The following is a 15,494-nucleotide window of genomic DNA, read 5'->3' as shown; positions in this document are numbered from 1 at the left end:
GAATTACCCTGAGCGAGCAGAATAGAGGATGATTCGTGCGAGGACGACCAGCGGCGCAGCGAGCAGCACAATACCGTGAAGCACAGCAGACAAGCACACAGTCGGTGAACACGCGCAGTAGCGGGAAGCGGAAGTTCACCGCCATCATTGCGTCTGCGGCAACGTGTGTGACCGGCCTAGTAACAGGAGCTGCCACCGCGCACGCCGAACCTTGGGATCAGCGCGCCGGGGCGTATCACGAGGTCCGCAAGACCATCGAAGAAGGTCCAATGGTTAATTCTGCCGGATTCGTCGATAACGCCCGTGGCCAGTTACAGCAGTGGGGGATTCAACCCCCGGAGCTAGACCGAGAGATCACCGATGCTATCGACCAGCAGATCGCCAGCGTGCTACCTCAGCACCGGAGCCCGCAGCGCCCACAGGCGTCGGCAAACGAGTCAAAGTCCGTTGAACAGATTTCCACCCGCCAAACCTCTGGTAATGCGTACGCTGCCGACGAAACTCATGTCGACGAGTCAGCTGTCGACGCAGACACAGGTGCAAGCGTCGGCACAGCTTCAGGCACAGCTTATGACGGCATCGGCGAGCGCCCGGCGATTATCGAAAACCCGGCAGTGGATCCTAATATGCGCTGGGTTAATGACCCGCTGTCGAAGATCCTGGCGGGCAAGCCCACCGAGGATTTCATTTTGCACCGAGTTCCCGGATCTTGGTTTGATGCGCCCCGTATTCCGGAAGAATCAAATGAATACCTCGCACAGGGAAAATCGTTGTATGGCCCAGGTACGCCGCTATTTGTCGGTGACTCGGGAGTCTGCACGCTCGCGGTTGCCGGCACTGATGCACAAGGCCGCAAGGTAGGTATTACTGCCGGACACTGTGGTAGAGAAGGCGAATATGTTGCCTCGGGTGACTCCTGGCAAGTGGGTAATTCCGGTACCATCGTCGCTTCCAATGAGCGGCACGACTATTCTGTGATCGAATTTGGTTCCAATGCTGAGGTCACGCGCAGTTATAACAATGTCACCATCGACGAGATAGCAGATGGCCCGCATTTCGGTGAACAAGTGTGCAAGAACGGCGTGGCCACTGGTTATACCTGCGGTATTCACTACGGTGCGGTTCAGGGCATTCAGTTCAATCAGGTATGCGCGAGCCTGGGAGACTCCGGTGGGCCGCTCCTGACTGGCAACCGCTTGGTAGGAGTGATTTCGGGTGGTGCGAATCCGACCGGGCTGGATCTATCCTGCCGGAGCCCATTGCAAGGGTTCGTGCATGTACCAACCATGGCTACTGATGCCAACACCCTTTTTGCTGATCTCAATGCACGGGGTGGGGTAGGAGCCGGTTTCCAGTTGCCGGAAAACTAAAGGCGGTGCAGTCTTAAGACTGCACCGCGCGGTAGCGTGGCAACACAAGATCTTGCTTGGCTCACCCAGTCTGTATTAACCCAGAAGGCCCAACACGGATTCGTGCAGGTGACCATTCGTGGCCACCGCCGAGCCGCCGTGTGGGCCTCGCTTGCCATCAAGGCTGGTGAAATTCCCACCGGCTTCACGCACGATGATGTCCAGCGCTGCTAAATCCCACAGCGATACTTCTGGTTCCGCAGCGGCATCGACTGCCCCCTCGGCTACTAGGCAGTAAGACCAGAAGTCACCAAATCCACGCAGTCGCCAGGTTTTGTCACTCAATTCCACGAAGTCGTTGAGCTTGTCTCGTTCCTGCCAACCGGCCAGAGAAGAAAACGACATTGACGCGTCGCCTAAATCGCGCACCTCAGAAACCGATAAGGGATCCGGTTCACCGGCAAATACGCGTCGGAAAGCACCGTGGTCTTTGGCCGCGTACCACCGTCGGCCTAGAGCTGGGGCAGAGACAACTCCGACGACAGGCTCGCCGTCGACAAGCAAAGCAATCAACGTCGCCCACACGGGGACGCCACGAACGTAGTTTTTGGTGCCATCGATGGGGTCGATGACCCACTGTCGTCCAGAAAAGACCGGGGTGCCGCCCATTTCCTCGCCAAGAATGGCATCTTTGTGGCGGGCGCCGCCCAATTGTTCACGTAGCATCTCCTCGCAGGCAATATCGGCGTCGCTGACCGGCGTCATATCCGGCTTTGATTGCACGCGCAGGTCGGCGGAGTTAAAACGGTGCAGCGTGATGCCATCCGCGCGATCGGCGAGCTCAAGTGCGAGTGCGAGGTCTTCGGCGTAGGCGGAGCCGGTGCTGGTTTCCATACGGGATTCCGAGACTGGGTTAGTCATGGTCGGTGCCTTTCAGTATGTCCACGATTTCCGCGACGGTGCGTTGATTTCCTGCGATGTGCCAGCGAACCCCGCCTGCAAATTGGATCGCGGTGGCCCCGCCTGCGCCTTCTACCAGTGCCTTCCCTGGGAGCCAATCCCAAGCAGGAACCGAATGCTGCATCCAAGCGTGCAGAGTGCCATCAGCGACCGACGCCAGATCGACAGATCCTGCGCCAAGCATTCGTAGAGTGGCGACGTTGCTAAGCACAGAATGCCACGCGCGTTGGGTAGGTTCCTTGTCCATGCAGGTCGGGTGTAGATAGGTGCCCACACAAGATTTGTCCAGAGTATGATCGTCGATCGGCGCTAGTTCTTTGCCATCGCGAGTCGTGCGTAGCCCGGATCCGGAAAACCAGGTATATCCCATTGCTGGGCGGTGCACGGCAGCAGCAATAATCTCGTCTGGATCATCTACAGCTCCGCGTACTAAAGCCAGCGCGGAACACCAGTAGTCTGAACCGGAAGCGAAGTTGTAGGTCCCGTCGACTGGGTCAATGACCCAATTACGCCCGGAGCGGCTGCGGGTTCGGGTGCCTTCCTCGCCGACGATGCCGTCTTCTGCCCGGATTCCTTCTAATACCGCGGCGATAAAACGCTCGGCTGCACGATCTGCATTGGTCACTACATCCGAGATTGAGGTCTTGGTGTCTTGTTCCAAGCCCTTTTCCCGCAAGCGCCAGGCAATGCGCCCGGCGTTGAGAACTAGCGCCTGGGCCAGTTGTCCGTCATCATCGCTGACGTGGGCAACCATGAAAGCTTTGGCGGTGGCGTCGATGGCTTTATCGAGTTCCACTTGTGGATCGTGAGCGGAGTGCGCGTCGGAAGTGGAATCGGACGTAGAATCAGCAGGCGAATTCATATCATCTATTTTGCCTGAAAAGCGTGCAACGGAAAATTTCGGTTTCCAACGTTGCTGATCTGCGTTGTTTTTGGTTATTGCTAGTTTTTCTGTTGTTTACTGCAGCGTGTTGGGTTGAGCAGTTGAGCAACCAGCATGAGTGAGTAGCCAGCATGATTGAGCAACCAGAATCATTGAGTAGGCTGGAAAGTTATGCGATCGGATAAAGCAGCTGTAGTCAAAGAGCTCACCACCACGCTGGCCTCAATCGAGCAGGTCGTGGACCCGGAGCACCTCAAAGAACGGGTGCGTGAGCTAGAGGATAAAGCTGCTGATCCGAGTCTTTGGGACGATCCTGCGCATGCACAGCAGATCACCTCAGAATTGTCGGCTAATCAGGCGAAACTACGTAAGCTGTCCGACCTAAGTCAGCGTCTTGACGATATTCCGGTGTTGTACGAGCTTGCCGACGAAGAAGCCGCCGCAGGTGGAGACGAGGCGGCCATGCTCGCTGCCGATGAAGAATTAGCGGGGTTGCAAGAAGATATCCACGCGATGGAGATCACCACGCTGCTGGGGGGAGAATACGACGAGCGGGAAGCTGTGATCAGTATCCGTTCCGGCGCCGGTGGCGTGGACGCTGCAGATTGGGCCGAAATGTTGATGCGCATGTATATCCGTTGGGCGGAGCGGAAGGGCCATAAAGTCGAAATTTATGATGTCTCTTATGCTGAAGAAGCCGGTATTAAGTCTGCGACTTTCGTTGTGCACGGCCAGTACATGTATGGAACCCTGTCGGTAGAACAAGGCGCACACCGTTTGGTGCGAATCTCGCCGTTCGATAACCAGGCGCGGCGGCAAACCTCTTTCGCCGAAGTCGAAGTGCTGCCGGTTGTAGAACAAACAGATTCCATCGAGCTTCCGGATTCTGAGATCCGCACTGATGTCTATCGTTCCTCGGGGCCGGGTGGCCAGTCGGTGAATACTACGGACTCGGCGGTTCGTCTGACGCACCTACCTACTGGAATCGTCGTGACCTGTCAGAACGAGAAATCTCAGATTCAAAACAAAGCCTCAGCCATGCGTGTGCTGCAAGCGAAATTGTTGGAGCGCAAGCGGCAAGAAGAACGCGCCGAGCTGGATGCACTCGGCGCGGGAGGAAATGCTTCGTGGGGTAACCAGATGCGTTCTTATGTCCTGCACCCGTACCAGATGGTGAAAGATTTACGGACCAACTATGAAGTTGGGGACCCGGGCAAGGTGCTTGATGGTGATTTGGATGGCTTCTTAGAAGCTGCCATCCGTTGGCGTATGTCGGATGCAGGGGAGACAAGCAGCGATGACGCTGCTGCGGACTAGTTGGCAGGATATTCCATCGGTGATCCTGGCCCCAGCGGGATGCCCAGGAAATACCAGATCAGAAAGAAGATAAACCAGCCAATGATCATTGCGATTGAGTAGGGGAGCGCCAGCGACATCAGCGTACCTACTCCGGAACGCTTGTAGTAGCGCTGCAAGAAGGTGAGTGCCAGCGCAAAGTATGGCGACATCGGCGTGATGATATTTGTCGGGCTGTCCCCGATGCGGAACAGCATCTGGGTGACTTCTGGTGCAGTACCGACGTACATCAGCATGGGGACGAGGACTGGTGCCATCAGCGCCCATTGCGCTGAGCCTGAAGTGATGAATAGGTTCAGTAGCGCTACTAATGCAACAACGCCGGCAAAAAGCAGAATTGGTGGCAGATCTGCGCGTTCGAGTAATTCAGAACCGGTAATCGCGGTCCAGACGCCGAGGTTAGACCATTCGAACCAAGCTAAAAACTGTGCTACCGCAAAAAACAGCACGATCATGGGCAGCATGGTTTTTAAACCGGCGGCCATGAAATCTGGGATATCAGCAGAGCTGGTGATGGATTTGGCTACCAGGCCGTAAACAATGCCGCACAGGAAGAACATGCCGGCGATTGGAACTGCGATAGCGCGTATCAGGGGTGAATCCATGATTTCCCCGTCAGGTCCAGCCAGAGGTGAGCCGGGGATAAACAGCAAAGCAAAATATGCCAGGAGCATCAGCAATAAAGCGATGCCGGTGGCGCGCAAGCCAGATTTCTCATGGGCAGCGAGCTTGAGCTGGTCACTGTTGTTTTCGTTGTTTTCGTTGTTGCCGGCAGAGTCGGCAGACTCGTCCGCCCCAGATGTATTGCTAGCTCCGGCGGCATTGTCGAAGGAGACTTCGGAGTAGTCAATTTTGTCGTGATCTACCAGATCGTGTGCACGTTTATTCACGAACAGCTCAGTGACAGCCGTGATGATCAAAGCGAGCACGATTGCGGAGGGGATGACGAAGAAGATATTTGCCAGAGGCGATACGTCGTAGTTTTCGTCGACAAGCTGTGCTGCTGGGGTGGAAATGCTTGCTAGTAGCAAGTCAGTGATGTTGAGGATGAGCGAGGAGTTGAAACCCGCCGAGGAGGCTGCGAATGCCACCATCGCGCCCACAATGGGAGAGCGTCCGAGAGCGTGGAAAGACATTGCGCCTAGCGGAATCAAAATGACATAAACCGCGTCGGACGCTACGGAACCGGTGACACCGGCCAAAGCTAGCGTAAAGGTCAAGACTTTTGGCCCGACTTTGGCGACCATGGACCGCACCAGGGCGCTGAGCAGTCCGGAATGTTCCGCAACAGCTACACCGAGCATCACTGTCAGGATCACGCCCAACGGCGGGAAGCTGGTGAAGTTATCGACAGCCTCGGTAACCATGCGTTGGATACCTTCGGTTGTCAGCAGATTTTGAACTGCAACGATTTCCCCGGAATCAGGCTGGGTTGCTTTCATTCCCAGTGTGGATCCAAGCCAGCTGGACAACGCGACGATGCCGGCAAGGATGACGAAGAGCCAGAATGGGTTTGGTAGTTTGTTGCCGATCTTTTCGATCAGCCCGAGGAACCCTCCCGCGGATCCAGTTGTCTTGTCGCCGCTATCGGCGGCAGTCTGATTTTCTTTTTTCTTTGTGGCGTTTTTATGAGGAGCAGTAGTGTTCATTGCGTGGCCAATCTGTGGTTGGTCTGACTGCCGGTTTTCTGAGATTATTCTGAAACCACCTGGTTGGTGATCCGTCTCACGATATCTGGACTGAGGGAAACTTGTCCAGGGGCTGCGACATTAGCACCCGAGGTACACGGTTGGGGCTAGAGTGTTACGTGTGATCACTTTCGACAAAGTCTCCAAAGAATACGCGACGTCAACACGTCCCGCGCTGGATGAAATCGATTTGCAGATCGAGAAAGGTGAATTCGTGTTCCTGATCGGTCCGTCCGGATCAGGAAAATCAACGTTTTTGCAGCTCCTCATCCGGGACACCAACGTGACCAAAGGTGATATCCATTTCGCAGACTTTCACGTCAACAAGCTGAAAGGCAGCGAAATTAACAAACTGCGGCAGCGCATTGGCTACGTTTTTCAGGATTTCCGTCTGCTCAGCAAACTAAACGTGTACGACAATGTGGCTTTTGCACTGGAGGTCATTGGCGAACGGCCACAGCGCATTAAAAAGCGCACCATGGAAGCATTGGAAATGGTTGGGCTGGATGCCAAAGCCAACCGGATGCCGAATGAGCTTTCAGGTGGTGAACAGCAGCGTGTCGCCATTGCCCGCGCATTTGTAAACCGGCCATTGTTGTTGCTTGCCGACGAGCCGACGGGCAACTTGGACCCGCACACCGCAGACGAGATCATGACGCTGTTACGGCAGATTAACGCCAAGGGTACTACCGTCGTTATGTCTACGCACAACGCACGCACGGTTAACGACATGCGTCAACGCGTGATCGAAATGAGCCTCGGCAAGATCGTGCGCGATGAAGCTCACGGTGTATATGGCGAATCGCGGTAGGCAAGCGCGCTAGGAACGAGAGCCCGCAGGGGCAGGAGAAATATATGAAACTGAGTTTTGTGCTCAAAGAATCATTCAAGGGCTTGGGCCGCAACTTCACCATGGCTTTTGCGCTGATTGTGACGACTGCGATTTCGCTCAGCCTGGTCACCGCAGGGGTGTTGGTTTCGATGATGGCTTCGGATACCAAGGGCATCTATCTCGAGCGTGTAGAGGTAATGGTCCAGTTGAATGAAGAAGTTTCGGCGAATGATGAAGACTGCACCTCGGAACAATGTAGCGAGGTTAAACAAGCTTTGGAGTCGGAAGATGGCGTGGAATCGGTGATTTTCCGCTCGCAAGCGCAGTCCTATGAACGGTTTGTGGAAGTTTTCGGTGAAACCGACCCAGTGTTGGTGGAAGAGACTTCGCCGGACGCGCTGCCCGCTGCACTGCATGTCCGTTTGGCTGACCCGACCGATACCAGCCCGCTGGATCCAATTCGCGATCTTCCGCAGGTGGATGGCGTCATTGATCAGGTAGAAGACGTCCGTGGGGCCACGGATAATTTGGACACCATTCGGAATGCGACGTTTATTTTGGCTATTGTGCAAGCGGTAGCTGCGATTTTCTTGATCGCCAACATGGTGCAAATTGCGGCTTTCAACCGTCGCGAAGAAATCGGAATTATGCGCATAGTGGGGGCTTCCCGCTGGTACACGCAGGCGCCGTTTGTTATTGAAGCGATGTTGGCTACCTTGCTCGGTGCTGTTGTTGCCGGGGCTGGTTTGTTTGCAGCGAAATTCATGATTGTGGATCCCTCATTGGCGGGGCTTTATGAGGCGCAGTTGATTGCTCCGATCCGTACGCGCGATATCTGGGCTAGTTTCCCGACTGTGGCAGTTGTAGGCATGGCTTTTTCTGGGGTTACCGCGTATATCACGTTGCGCTCTTACGTGCGGAAGTAAAGCTAGTAGGATTGCATTTATTATGGCGAAAAAGGGAAATAAGGCGAAAAAGAACGCGGTGGCGGCCAACTCGGCGGTCTTGGCAACCAACCGCAAGGCACGCCACGATTTCAAGATTCTCGATACCTACGAGGCCGGAATGGTGCTGGTAGGTACGGAGATTAAAGCCATGCGCGAAGGAAAGATTTCTCTTGTCGACGCGTTTGCCACCTTGGACAAAAATGAAATTTGGTTGCGTAACCTGCACATCCCGGAATACTCCATGGGGCATTGGACGAACCACTCACCGAAGCGTACCCGCAAGCTGTTGCTGCACCGGCGAGAGATCGACAAGCTGATGGGGCAGGTCCGCGATGGCTCCCGCACGCTAATCCCGCTGAAGGTATACCTCAAAGATGGAAGAGCGAAGTGTGAAATCGCGCTCGCGGAAGGTAAATTGAACCGCGATAAGCGTGAGGACATTAAACGCCGCGACATCAACCGTGAAGTCTCTCGAGAGCTGGGACGTCGTGTGAAGGGCATCAACGTTTAGTAATTTTCGTTGGGAGTGAGGTTGTTCCGGTGAATTATGTTTACTTAACGGCGTGCATGGCGCAAAAGGCTGGAGCTCATGTCTAAAACTCGTGCTCGATTACGGCAAGTCGCTGGCCTTGATGGTCTGCGTGGTTTAGCCGTGGCAGCGGTTGTGGCTTACCACTTTTTTGGCGACGTGTTACCAGGCGGTTATCTGGGCGTTGACATGTTTTTTGTGCTTTCGGGGTTTTTAATCACTTCGTTGCTGTTGCGGGAATATGACACGACCGGAACCGTAAATCTGAAGGACTTTTGGATACGTCGCCTGCGCCGGATCATGCCGACGGCGGTCGTTGTGCTTGTGGTCTGCACCGCGATCGTCGGTGTTATTGGGGGCGATTTTGCAGTCAATATCCGGACGCAGTTTTTGGGTTCACTGTTTTTCGTCAGCAACTGGACTCAGATCGCTACGTCGGCCTCGTATTTTGCTGATAACGAGGTCGAAGTCTTTGCGCACTATTGGTCACTGGCAGTAGAAGAGCAGTTCTACGTGCTGTGGCCTTTAGCATTGTTCGCGTTGCTGGCCGTGTGGGGTGCGCGCAAGCGATTGCATATTGCGCTGGCATCGCTGCTGGCGGCGGTAGCTTCGGCGATTGCCATGGCGGTGGTCTATTCCCCGGATGCTGATCCCACTCGTGTGTATTACGGCACCGATACTCATGCGTTTGGCTTGCTGATCGGAGCCGTATTGGCGATGTTGCTGACCACCAGCAAAGCTGATCCGACACGTGATTCCTGGCCTGTACTAGAGCTTGCGCGAGCGCGGTTCTTGGCCGCACTGATCGGGGTAAGTGCTACTGCGATCTATGTAGTCCAGTTATTTTTCATGGCCGATGATGGCAATTTCCCGTATTGGGGCGGATTGTTTATCACGAGTCTGGCAGGCGCCGGAATGATCTACGCAGTGGTCTATGAAGTCGCTCCGCTGCGGTGGATCTTCGAATTCCCGCTGATGCGTTATCTGGGGCAGCGGTCGTTTTCCATTTACTTGTGGCACTGGCCGGTCATAATGATTATCCGCGAGCTGGCGCCAGAGGAGACACTGGACAGACATGCTGTCTGGTGGGGGCTTTTAGCTGTGGCAGTGTCGCTAGGGCTATCGGAATTGAGCTACCGCTGGATAGAAAACCCTTTCCGGCGCAAGGGCTATGGCACAGTCTTCGCAGTTATCTGGGCGCACCGTCCGCGCAAGGCTTCGGCTTCCGCTACGGCTTCGCCCAAAGCGCCTGTTGCTTGGATAGCCGGGCTCGTGCTTACCGTTGGCTCGGTGAGCGGAACTGCCTACGCGGTGGTGAATTCATCAGATAAAACGCAGCTGGAGCAAGATTTGGATGCGCTTGCTGAGCACAACCGGCAGCAACGCCAGGAGATGCAGAAGCAAGCTGGCGATGCTGAAACCGGGGATGCCAAAAAGATAGATACTGAGAAGAGCGACGGCGAGAAAAGCAGCAACGATAGCAGCTCCACGGGCAGTTCTAGCGATCGTGAGAAATCGAAGGACAAGCCAAATAAGGAAGACGTTTCCGATCGCAGCATGCCCGCCGGTGATGAAATTACCGCCATCGGTGATTCGGTGATGCTGGCATCGTTGATGGCGTTGAACGAAGAATACCCAGGCATTTATGTTGATGCGGATGTCTCCCGGGCATGGGGAGTCGGCATCCAGGTTGCATCATCTCTGGCCTCGCAAGGACTGCTGCGCGACACGGTGGTCCTCGGATTCGGGACCAATAGCGAGGCCCATCCGGGCGAGATTGCTTCGATGATGGAGATTATGGGCGAAGACCGCACCGTCGTTATGGTTCTGCCATATGGTGACCGATCCTGGATGCCGCGCGCCCGCGAGCAAATCATTGAGGCAGCTAAGACCTATGACAATGTGTATATTGCGGACTGGTGCACTCACGCGATGCACACCCCAGGGGCGTTGCGCGAGGACGGTATCCACCCGGATCCGATTGGTGCTACCGAATACGTTACTGCGATCACATATGCGCTGCAGCAATACGTCAACGGGGATAAAAACACCGATACTCTCTGCTAACCGGGCCATTCCGGAAGATGTTGTGAGACTAGCCGACGTTGCTGACTAATTCGTCTTGTGCCTAGCTGGGTTAGCGAACCCGGGTATTAGCGCTTGGCGAAGCGCATACCGCCGATGACTTCGTCGTTATCGAAGATGATGGGTCGGCCATATTCTAGGGCTGGCCCATCGTCGTATTTGTGCATTAAATAGTCGTTGAGCTGCTGCATATCCCGCACGGTGATGGCTTGGTACGGCATATCGAAGGCGATTTTTTCTAGAAACAGGTAGCCATCGTCCAGCGGCACTGCGACGCCGGTGTGCCCAATGAATAGTGTCGCCGGGTCAGTGAGCGTGTCGTGCGAAAACATTGAGATCACTCGGGCGTCGGTCTCGGCGAATTCGATGCCACGCTCGTTGAAATGTGCCTGGATATCGGCGATGTGCTGTGCCGGGTCTTGATCTGTCGTCGTTGAGATATTGCTATAGAACGCAGCGAACTTGCGGCGCTCTTGCTCATCCAGAATTTCTACTGGCGCGTTGTTCAGCGACTCCTGGTCGATAAACAGTAGAGACTCGTTCGGGTTGTCCTGGTTTCTGACGGTGAACAGGGAATCTGCCAGCGTAAAGGTGTTGATTCGGCAGTTCGTGCCTGCATAATTGGCGTGATGCTGCTGCCAGGCCGTGGTGATTGCCTCAACGTCATAGTCTGGATCTTGCGTTCCGTAGTCGGTGAACCCGTCGTTGATGAGGCTGCCGGTCGGAACGGCGTGATTGTATTCGTCGACAAGCCGGAAGAAACCGTCGATACTTTCCTGTGGCACACCTGCATCGGTGAGTGCCTTATGCGCGGTCTCCTGCGATTTCTTGTCGACGAGATTGCTGACCGTCATGCCTTCCAACAGCTTCGCCGCGTCATTTTCTGCGGTGGGGAACTGGCTTCGTTGCGCGTCAGATGAGGAATCTGCAGGCGCAGTTTCTGCAGAGCTTGCCCCGGTTGCTCGAGTTGCTTCGGCTACCTCGGCTGTTCCAGTTGACTCTGTTGTTGCCGGGCTTTCACTGGAACTGTCTGGTCCCGCACATGCTGCTAGCAATAGGGTGGTGGTTAGCGAAGAAGCGAGGAAAAGTTTCGTGCGCATTGGTTCATGCTAACGAAATTACGAATCTGCATGTGGTCGCAGGCAAGAGCGAGTATGCTCTGCGGGTTGTATAGTCCTAAGCTTGCACAAGCTTGCACATAGCCAACAAACAGGTGTATTCTGATCGCTTACAAGGGTTTCCCTGACAACGGGGTTGATTTGGTTTCGACTTCGTCTGTTGAGCCAGGGGAAGCGTGCCGGTGTAAGGTAACGGCCACCGTAAGCGGCGTTACAAATACAATAAACGCAGAGAAGACCTCTCAGCGTGACTACGCCCTCGCTGCCTAATTAAGCTGCAGCGACCGCGTGTCTGTCAGCCCAAGTTATGCTCTTGGCTTGGAATCTGGCATCGACTAAAGAGCTTGCCTTCTGGCTGAGTCATCAGGGCCAGTAGGGACACTCACTGATGGCTGGGCCCATCTTCCGAGACGTGTTCGTGCGAGTCGGAGGGCCGAGTAAGGATCATGCGCGAACTGCGCACGGAGAAGCCCTGGCGAAACAACGAAGGACCCGGGTTCAAGTCCCGGCAGCTCCACAGTATGGGGGTAGCCCAGGTTAGCAATAACCTGGGCTTTTCTCATGTAATCATCACTTGTACTGCGGTTATGCTAACTGTGCAGTAGCGTGCATAGGCGTGCAAGTGGGGGTGTTCATCTTCCATAAATATCTCATATGTGCCATGATCTTCGGGTTAAACGCCAAATTGGGTTAATCCCCAGGAATGTGCCTGGTCGTCGTGTCGACATATGGTGCATTTTTGCAAATAGTGAACAAAAAAGGCCGCTTTTAGCGCGCCTATTTGCAAAAATGCACCAAACACTTGATTACCTGAGACATGATTACCGGCGATGGGACGTTTTATTGGCGCTCTTACGGGGCGGCTACTGGCATCGATCAGCCAAATTATGGGATCTGCCGGATGCTTATCCGTATCGCTATCCAGAAAGATTCCGGATACATGCCTGGCGTATGTCTGAAAAATGTGGGTTGGACACAATCGGGGCGCAATTCGGGCTCAGCAGCAAAACCTTCGGCATACTGTGAGCTATGACTGATTCGACTCCAGGACTTTTTGCCACAGGATCATTAGGGCAGTTTGCAGAAAAGTGGGCCCGCGGTATTGCGGATGTGCTGGAGCAGGAATTTCCTGCAGTCAATATGCACATTAGTACCTCTGCCGATGATTGCGATGTGCGGCCACGCACGCAGCACCCGAGTTTCTGGGGCTGTTTCGATTGGCACTCCAGCGTGCACATGCAATATTCGGCGGTGTGCTTGTTGTCAGAAGAAAAGCTATCGTCGGAAACTAGTACGCGCCTGCATAATATCCTGGAACAGCGGTGGGATAAGCAGTCCCTGCAGGCTGAATACGATTATCTGGTCAATGATCCCAGTTTTGAGCAGCCCTACGGCCGCGCCTGGTTGCTACAACTTGCGCGCCGTTCTGGGCGGGAAGAATTCCTTCCGTTAGTTGAGTTAACTGAGAAGCACATCATGAATTGGGTTTCTGCGCTAAGCCAACCGATCCGGCACGGTATGCATTACAACACGGCATTCAATCTGTTTTTGATGCTGGATGCCGCGCAAGCGATGGGGCGAGGTCGATTCGCCGATGTGCTTGCCGACGCCGCCCGCAACCTGTTCTTGGGGGATCGCAATTACCCGGTGGAATGGGAGCTGTCGGGCAGTGACTTCCTCTCGAATGCGCTGTGTGAAATGCTGTTGCTTTCTCGCGTGCTGGATAAAGCCGAATTTAGCGCGTGGCTAGAATAATACTTGCCTAGCCAAGAAAAAGCGCTGGTTTTCTTGACCCAGACCCCGGAAGTTTTGGACCCGTCCGATGGTCAATTGGCGCATTTGTATGGCTTGACGCTATCGCGCGCGTGGATGTTGCGTGAGCTGGCACCACATTTGGGTCGAAAAGCTCAAGAGGTGATCGCGGACCGCACACCAGCAATGTTGGACAGCGTGAAAAAGCAGCTTGTCGACGGCGATTTTATGGCGACGCATTGGTTGACCACCTACGCTTTGTTGGCCATTCGTGCAGACGGGGCAGACGAGCCAGAGCTATAGCAGACGGTGTATAAGAAAAGCTGGCCAGTCCGAGGTTTTCTCAGTCTGGCCAGCAAGGGTTGCAGATGATGGATGCACGTGGGAAGTTAGCGTACTCCGCGCATCATTTTTAGGATCGGCTTGCGTGCGAAGAATACCGCGAAACCACCAATCAATGACGCGCTCGCCATGATCGAGAAGTACACGACTTCGTTTTCTTCGCTGTAGAACTGCGCCAACCATCCAGCGATGGCAGTGCCCATACCCAATGAAGTCCAGAACAGCGCCATCATTTGGGATTTGTGGGCTTCTGGTGCCAGTTTCGTGGCCAGCGATGTGCCGGTTGGAGAGATGCATAGCTCGGCTAGCGTGATCACGAACAGAACACCCACTAACCATCCCACGTTGACGATTGCTTGTCCGCTAGGAAACAGGAAAATGGCAAAGGCGATACCTGCGCCCAGTAGACCGAGTGCAAATTTGGTGACAATAGTGGGCTGTTTTTCGCCCATTTTGGTCCACATGACGGAAAACAGTGTGCCGAACATGATGATGAACAGCGGTGCGATGGAGTTGAACAATCCGGGCTTGAGCTCCATCCCGAAGATATTCCAGTTCAAACGCGTATCGGAATAGACCGCCATAACGGTGAACTGTTGTTGGTAGAGCGACCAGAACAGCACGCTTCCGAACCATAGAGGAACGAAAGACTTGACACGGGAGTGCTCGGTTTCGTTGGTTTTGTCGCTGCGGAACAAAATTACGAACAACACGATGGCGCAGATTGCGATGAGCCCGATAACCCAGGTATCGATATTGCCTGGCGTGATGAGGCCGACCCAGACCATGACGACGACGAGAACGATAAAGGCGATGGTTGCAGCGAGTGCTTTTTTCTTTTCCGCGGCCGACGCTGGGTTCGACACGTGGTGAGCACTGGCTGGCAAGTTTTTTCGGGTGAACCAGTATTGGATGAGTCCTAGTGCCATACCGATGGCCGCGATGCCGAAGCCTAGGTGGAAACCGGATACATCCCAGGCGAAGTTCGTCGCCAAGGGGCCCAGCAGCGCACCGATGTTGATGCCCATGTAGAAGATGGTGAAACCAGCGTCCCGGCGGGTGTCTTTGAGGTCATAGAGCGAGCCGACCAGGACAGATGCGTTGGTTTTCAGACCACCGGAGCCTACGGCGATAAGGATCAAGCCGACGACGACACCGCTGACATCTGGGATTATAGCCAATGCGATGTGACCTGCCATGATCGCAATGGCTGAATAAAACAGCGTGCGCTCGGGGCCCCAAACTTTATCGCCTAGATATCCGCCGACAATAGCCATCAGATAAACCATGCCACCGTATGCACCGATTACACCGGTAGCAGCGCCTTTATCGAGACCCAACCCGCCGTCGGCAACGGAATAGTAGAGGTAGTAGACCAAGATGATCTGCATTCCGTAGAAGGAGAATCGCTCCCACATTTCCACGAAAAACAAGTTGGCCAGCATGCGTGGGTGGCCAAAGAAGGTTGCGGAACCGGTATCTGGCCCGGTTTCGTCTGGTGCGGTGCCGGTGTCTGTCGCCGACTGAGATGTAGACATGAGAGAATCCTCGAACTTACTCACGAAAATGATTACGTTAACAGCCTAAAACTACACTTTTGTGCTGTGAACACAAGGGGGCTAAACGACGAATAGAAGCGTGGAAAATACGAAT

At 54.5% G+C, this 15,494-nt stretch carries 11 protein-coding genes, 1 other RNA gene and 1 pseudogene; 8 read left to right on the top strand and 5 right to left on the bottom strand.

Translation table 11 applies throughout. The features are described 5' to 3' along the window. Positions 1–35: 35 nt before the first annotated feature. Positions 36–1,370 (top strand): S1 family peptidase, encoded by a 1,335-nt coding sequence (locus tag HMPREF1292_RS00100; protein ID WP_023018229.1) that lies wholly within the window; start codon positions 36–38, stop codon positions 1,368–1,370. A gap of 75 nt (positions 1,371–1,445) precedes the next feature. Here HMPREF1292_RS00100 and hisN read toward each other — a convergent pair whose 3' ends face one another. Beyond that, on the bottom strand, positions 1,446–2,270 hold the full coding sequence (gene hisN / locus HMPREF1292_RS00095) for a histidinol-phosphatase (protein WP_023018228.1): 825 nt from the start codon (positions 2,268–2,270) through the stop codon (positions 1,446–1,448). After that, complete coding sequence (locus HMPREF1292_RS00090) at positions 2,263–3,171, bottom strand: inositol monophosphatase family protein (protein WP_023018227.1); 909 nt, start codon at positions 3,169–3,171, stop codon at positions 2,263–2,265. The genes hisN and HMPREF1292_RS00090 overlap by 8 nt, the downstream gene beginning before the upstream one ends. Before the next feature lie 192 nt (positions 3,172–3,363). Between HMPREF1292_RS00090 and prfB the strand changes: the two genes are divergently transcribed. Continuing rightward, positions 3,364–4,509: a peptide chain release factor 2 gene (gene prfB / locus HMPREF1292_RS00085; protein ID WP_023018226.1), complete on the top strand. Its 1,146-nt coding sequence runs from the start codon at positions 3,364–3,366 to the stop codon at positions 4,507–4,509. On the opposite strand, the gene HMPREF1292_RS00080 is transcribed toward prfB, so the two are convergent. Beyond that, positions 4,506–6,197, bottom strand: coding sequence for an AbgT family transporter (locus HMPREF1292_RS00080; protein WP_023018225.1), 1,692 nt, complete (start codon positions 6,195–6,197; stop codon positions 4,506–4,508). The genes prfB and HMPREF1292_RS00080 overlap by 4 nt on opposite strands. Positions 6,198–6,357: 160 nt before the next feature. Here HMPREF1292_RS00080 and ftsE point away from each other — a divergent pair, with 160 nt between their 5' ends. The 4 genes from ftsE (at position 6,358) to HMPREF1292_RS00060 (ending at position 10,611) form a co-directional block, all read left to right on the top strand. Beyond that, positions 6,358–7,047 carry a cell division ATP-binding protein FtsE gene (ftsE, locus tag HMPREF1292_RS00075; RefSeq protein WP_023018224.1) on the top strand — a complete coding sequence of 230 codons (690 nt, stop codon included), beginning with the start codon at positions 6,358–6,360 and terminating at the stop codon, positions 7,045–7,047. Between the two features lie 44 nt (positions 7,048–7,091). Further along, positions 7,092–7,994, top strand: a complete 903-nt coding sequence (gene ftsX, locus HMPREF1292_RS00070; RefSeq protein WP_021353700.1) for a permease-like cell division protein FtsX — start codon at positions 7,092–7,094, stop codon at positions 7,992–7,994. A 22-nt stretch (positions 7,995–8,016) separates the two neighbouring features. Further along, complete coding sequence (gene smpB / locus HMPREF1292_RS00065; RefSeq protein ID WP_021353701.1) at positions 8,017–8,526, top strand: SsrA-binding protein SmpB; 510 nt, start codon at positions 8,017–8,019, stop codon at positions 8,524–8,526. Between the two features lie 78 nt (positions 8,527–8,604). After that, on the top strand, positions 8,605–10,611 hold the full coding sequence (locus HMPREF1292_RS00060; RefSeq protein WP_021353702.1) for an acyltransferase family protein: 2,007 nt from the start codon (positions 8,605–8,607) through the stop codon (positions 10,609–10,611). Between the two features lie 86 nt (positions 10,612–10,697). Here HMPREF1292_RS00060 and HMPREF1292_RS00055 read toward each other — a convergent pair whose 3' ends face one another. Then, positions 10,698–11,729 carry a DUF4300 family protein gene (locus tag HMPREF1292_RS00055; protein ID WP_023018223.1) on the bottom strand — a complete coding sequence of 344 codons (1,032 nt, stop codon included), beginning with the start codon at positions 11,727–11,729 and terminating at the stop codon, positions 10,698–10,700. Positions 11,730–11,879: 150 nt separating this feature from the next. Between HMPREF1292_RS00055 and ssrA the strand changes: the two genes are divergently transcribed. Together ssrA and HMPREF1292_RS11300 are read left to right on the top strand one after the other, a co-directional pair. Then, positions 11,880–12,267: a transfer-messenger RNA gene (gene ssrA, locus HMPREF1292_RS10580) on the top strand. Between the two features lie 509 nt (positions 12,268–12,776). Beyond that, positions 12,777–13,802: pseudogene (locus tag HMPREF1292_RS11300) on the top strand (DUF2891 family protein). A gap of 86 nt (positions 13,803–13,888) precedes the next feature. Here HMPREF1292_RS11300 and HMPREF1292_RS00045 read toward each other — a convergent pair. Then, positions 13,889–15,379 (bottom strand): peptide MFS transporter, encoded by a 1,491-nt coding sequence (locus HMPREF1292_RS00045; RefSeq protein ID WP_021353709.1) that lies wholly within the window; start codon positions 15,377–15,379, stop codon positions 13,889–13,891. Positions 15,380–15,494: the final 115 nt, after the last annotated feature.

Origin of the sequence: Corynebacterium sp. KPL1995 (assembly GCF_000477935.1) — a bacterium.
Taxonomy (GTDB): Bacteria; Actinomycetota; Actinomycetes; order Mycobacteriales; family Mycobacteriaceae; genus Corynebacterium; species Corynebacterium pseudodiphtheriticum.
This window is presented reverse-complemented; position numbering and strand designations above follow the sequence as displayed.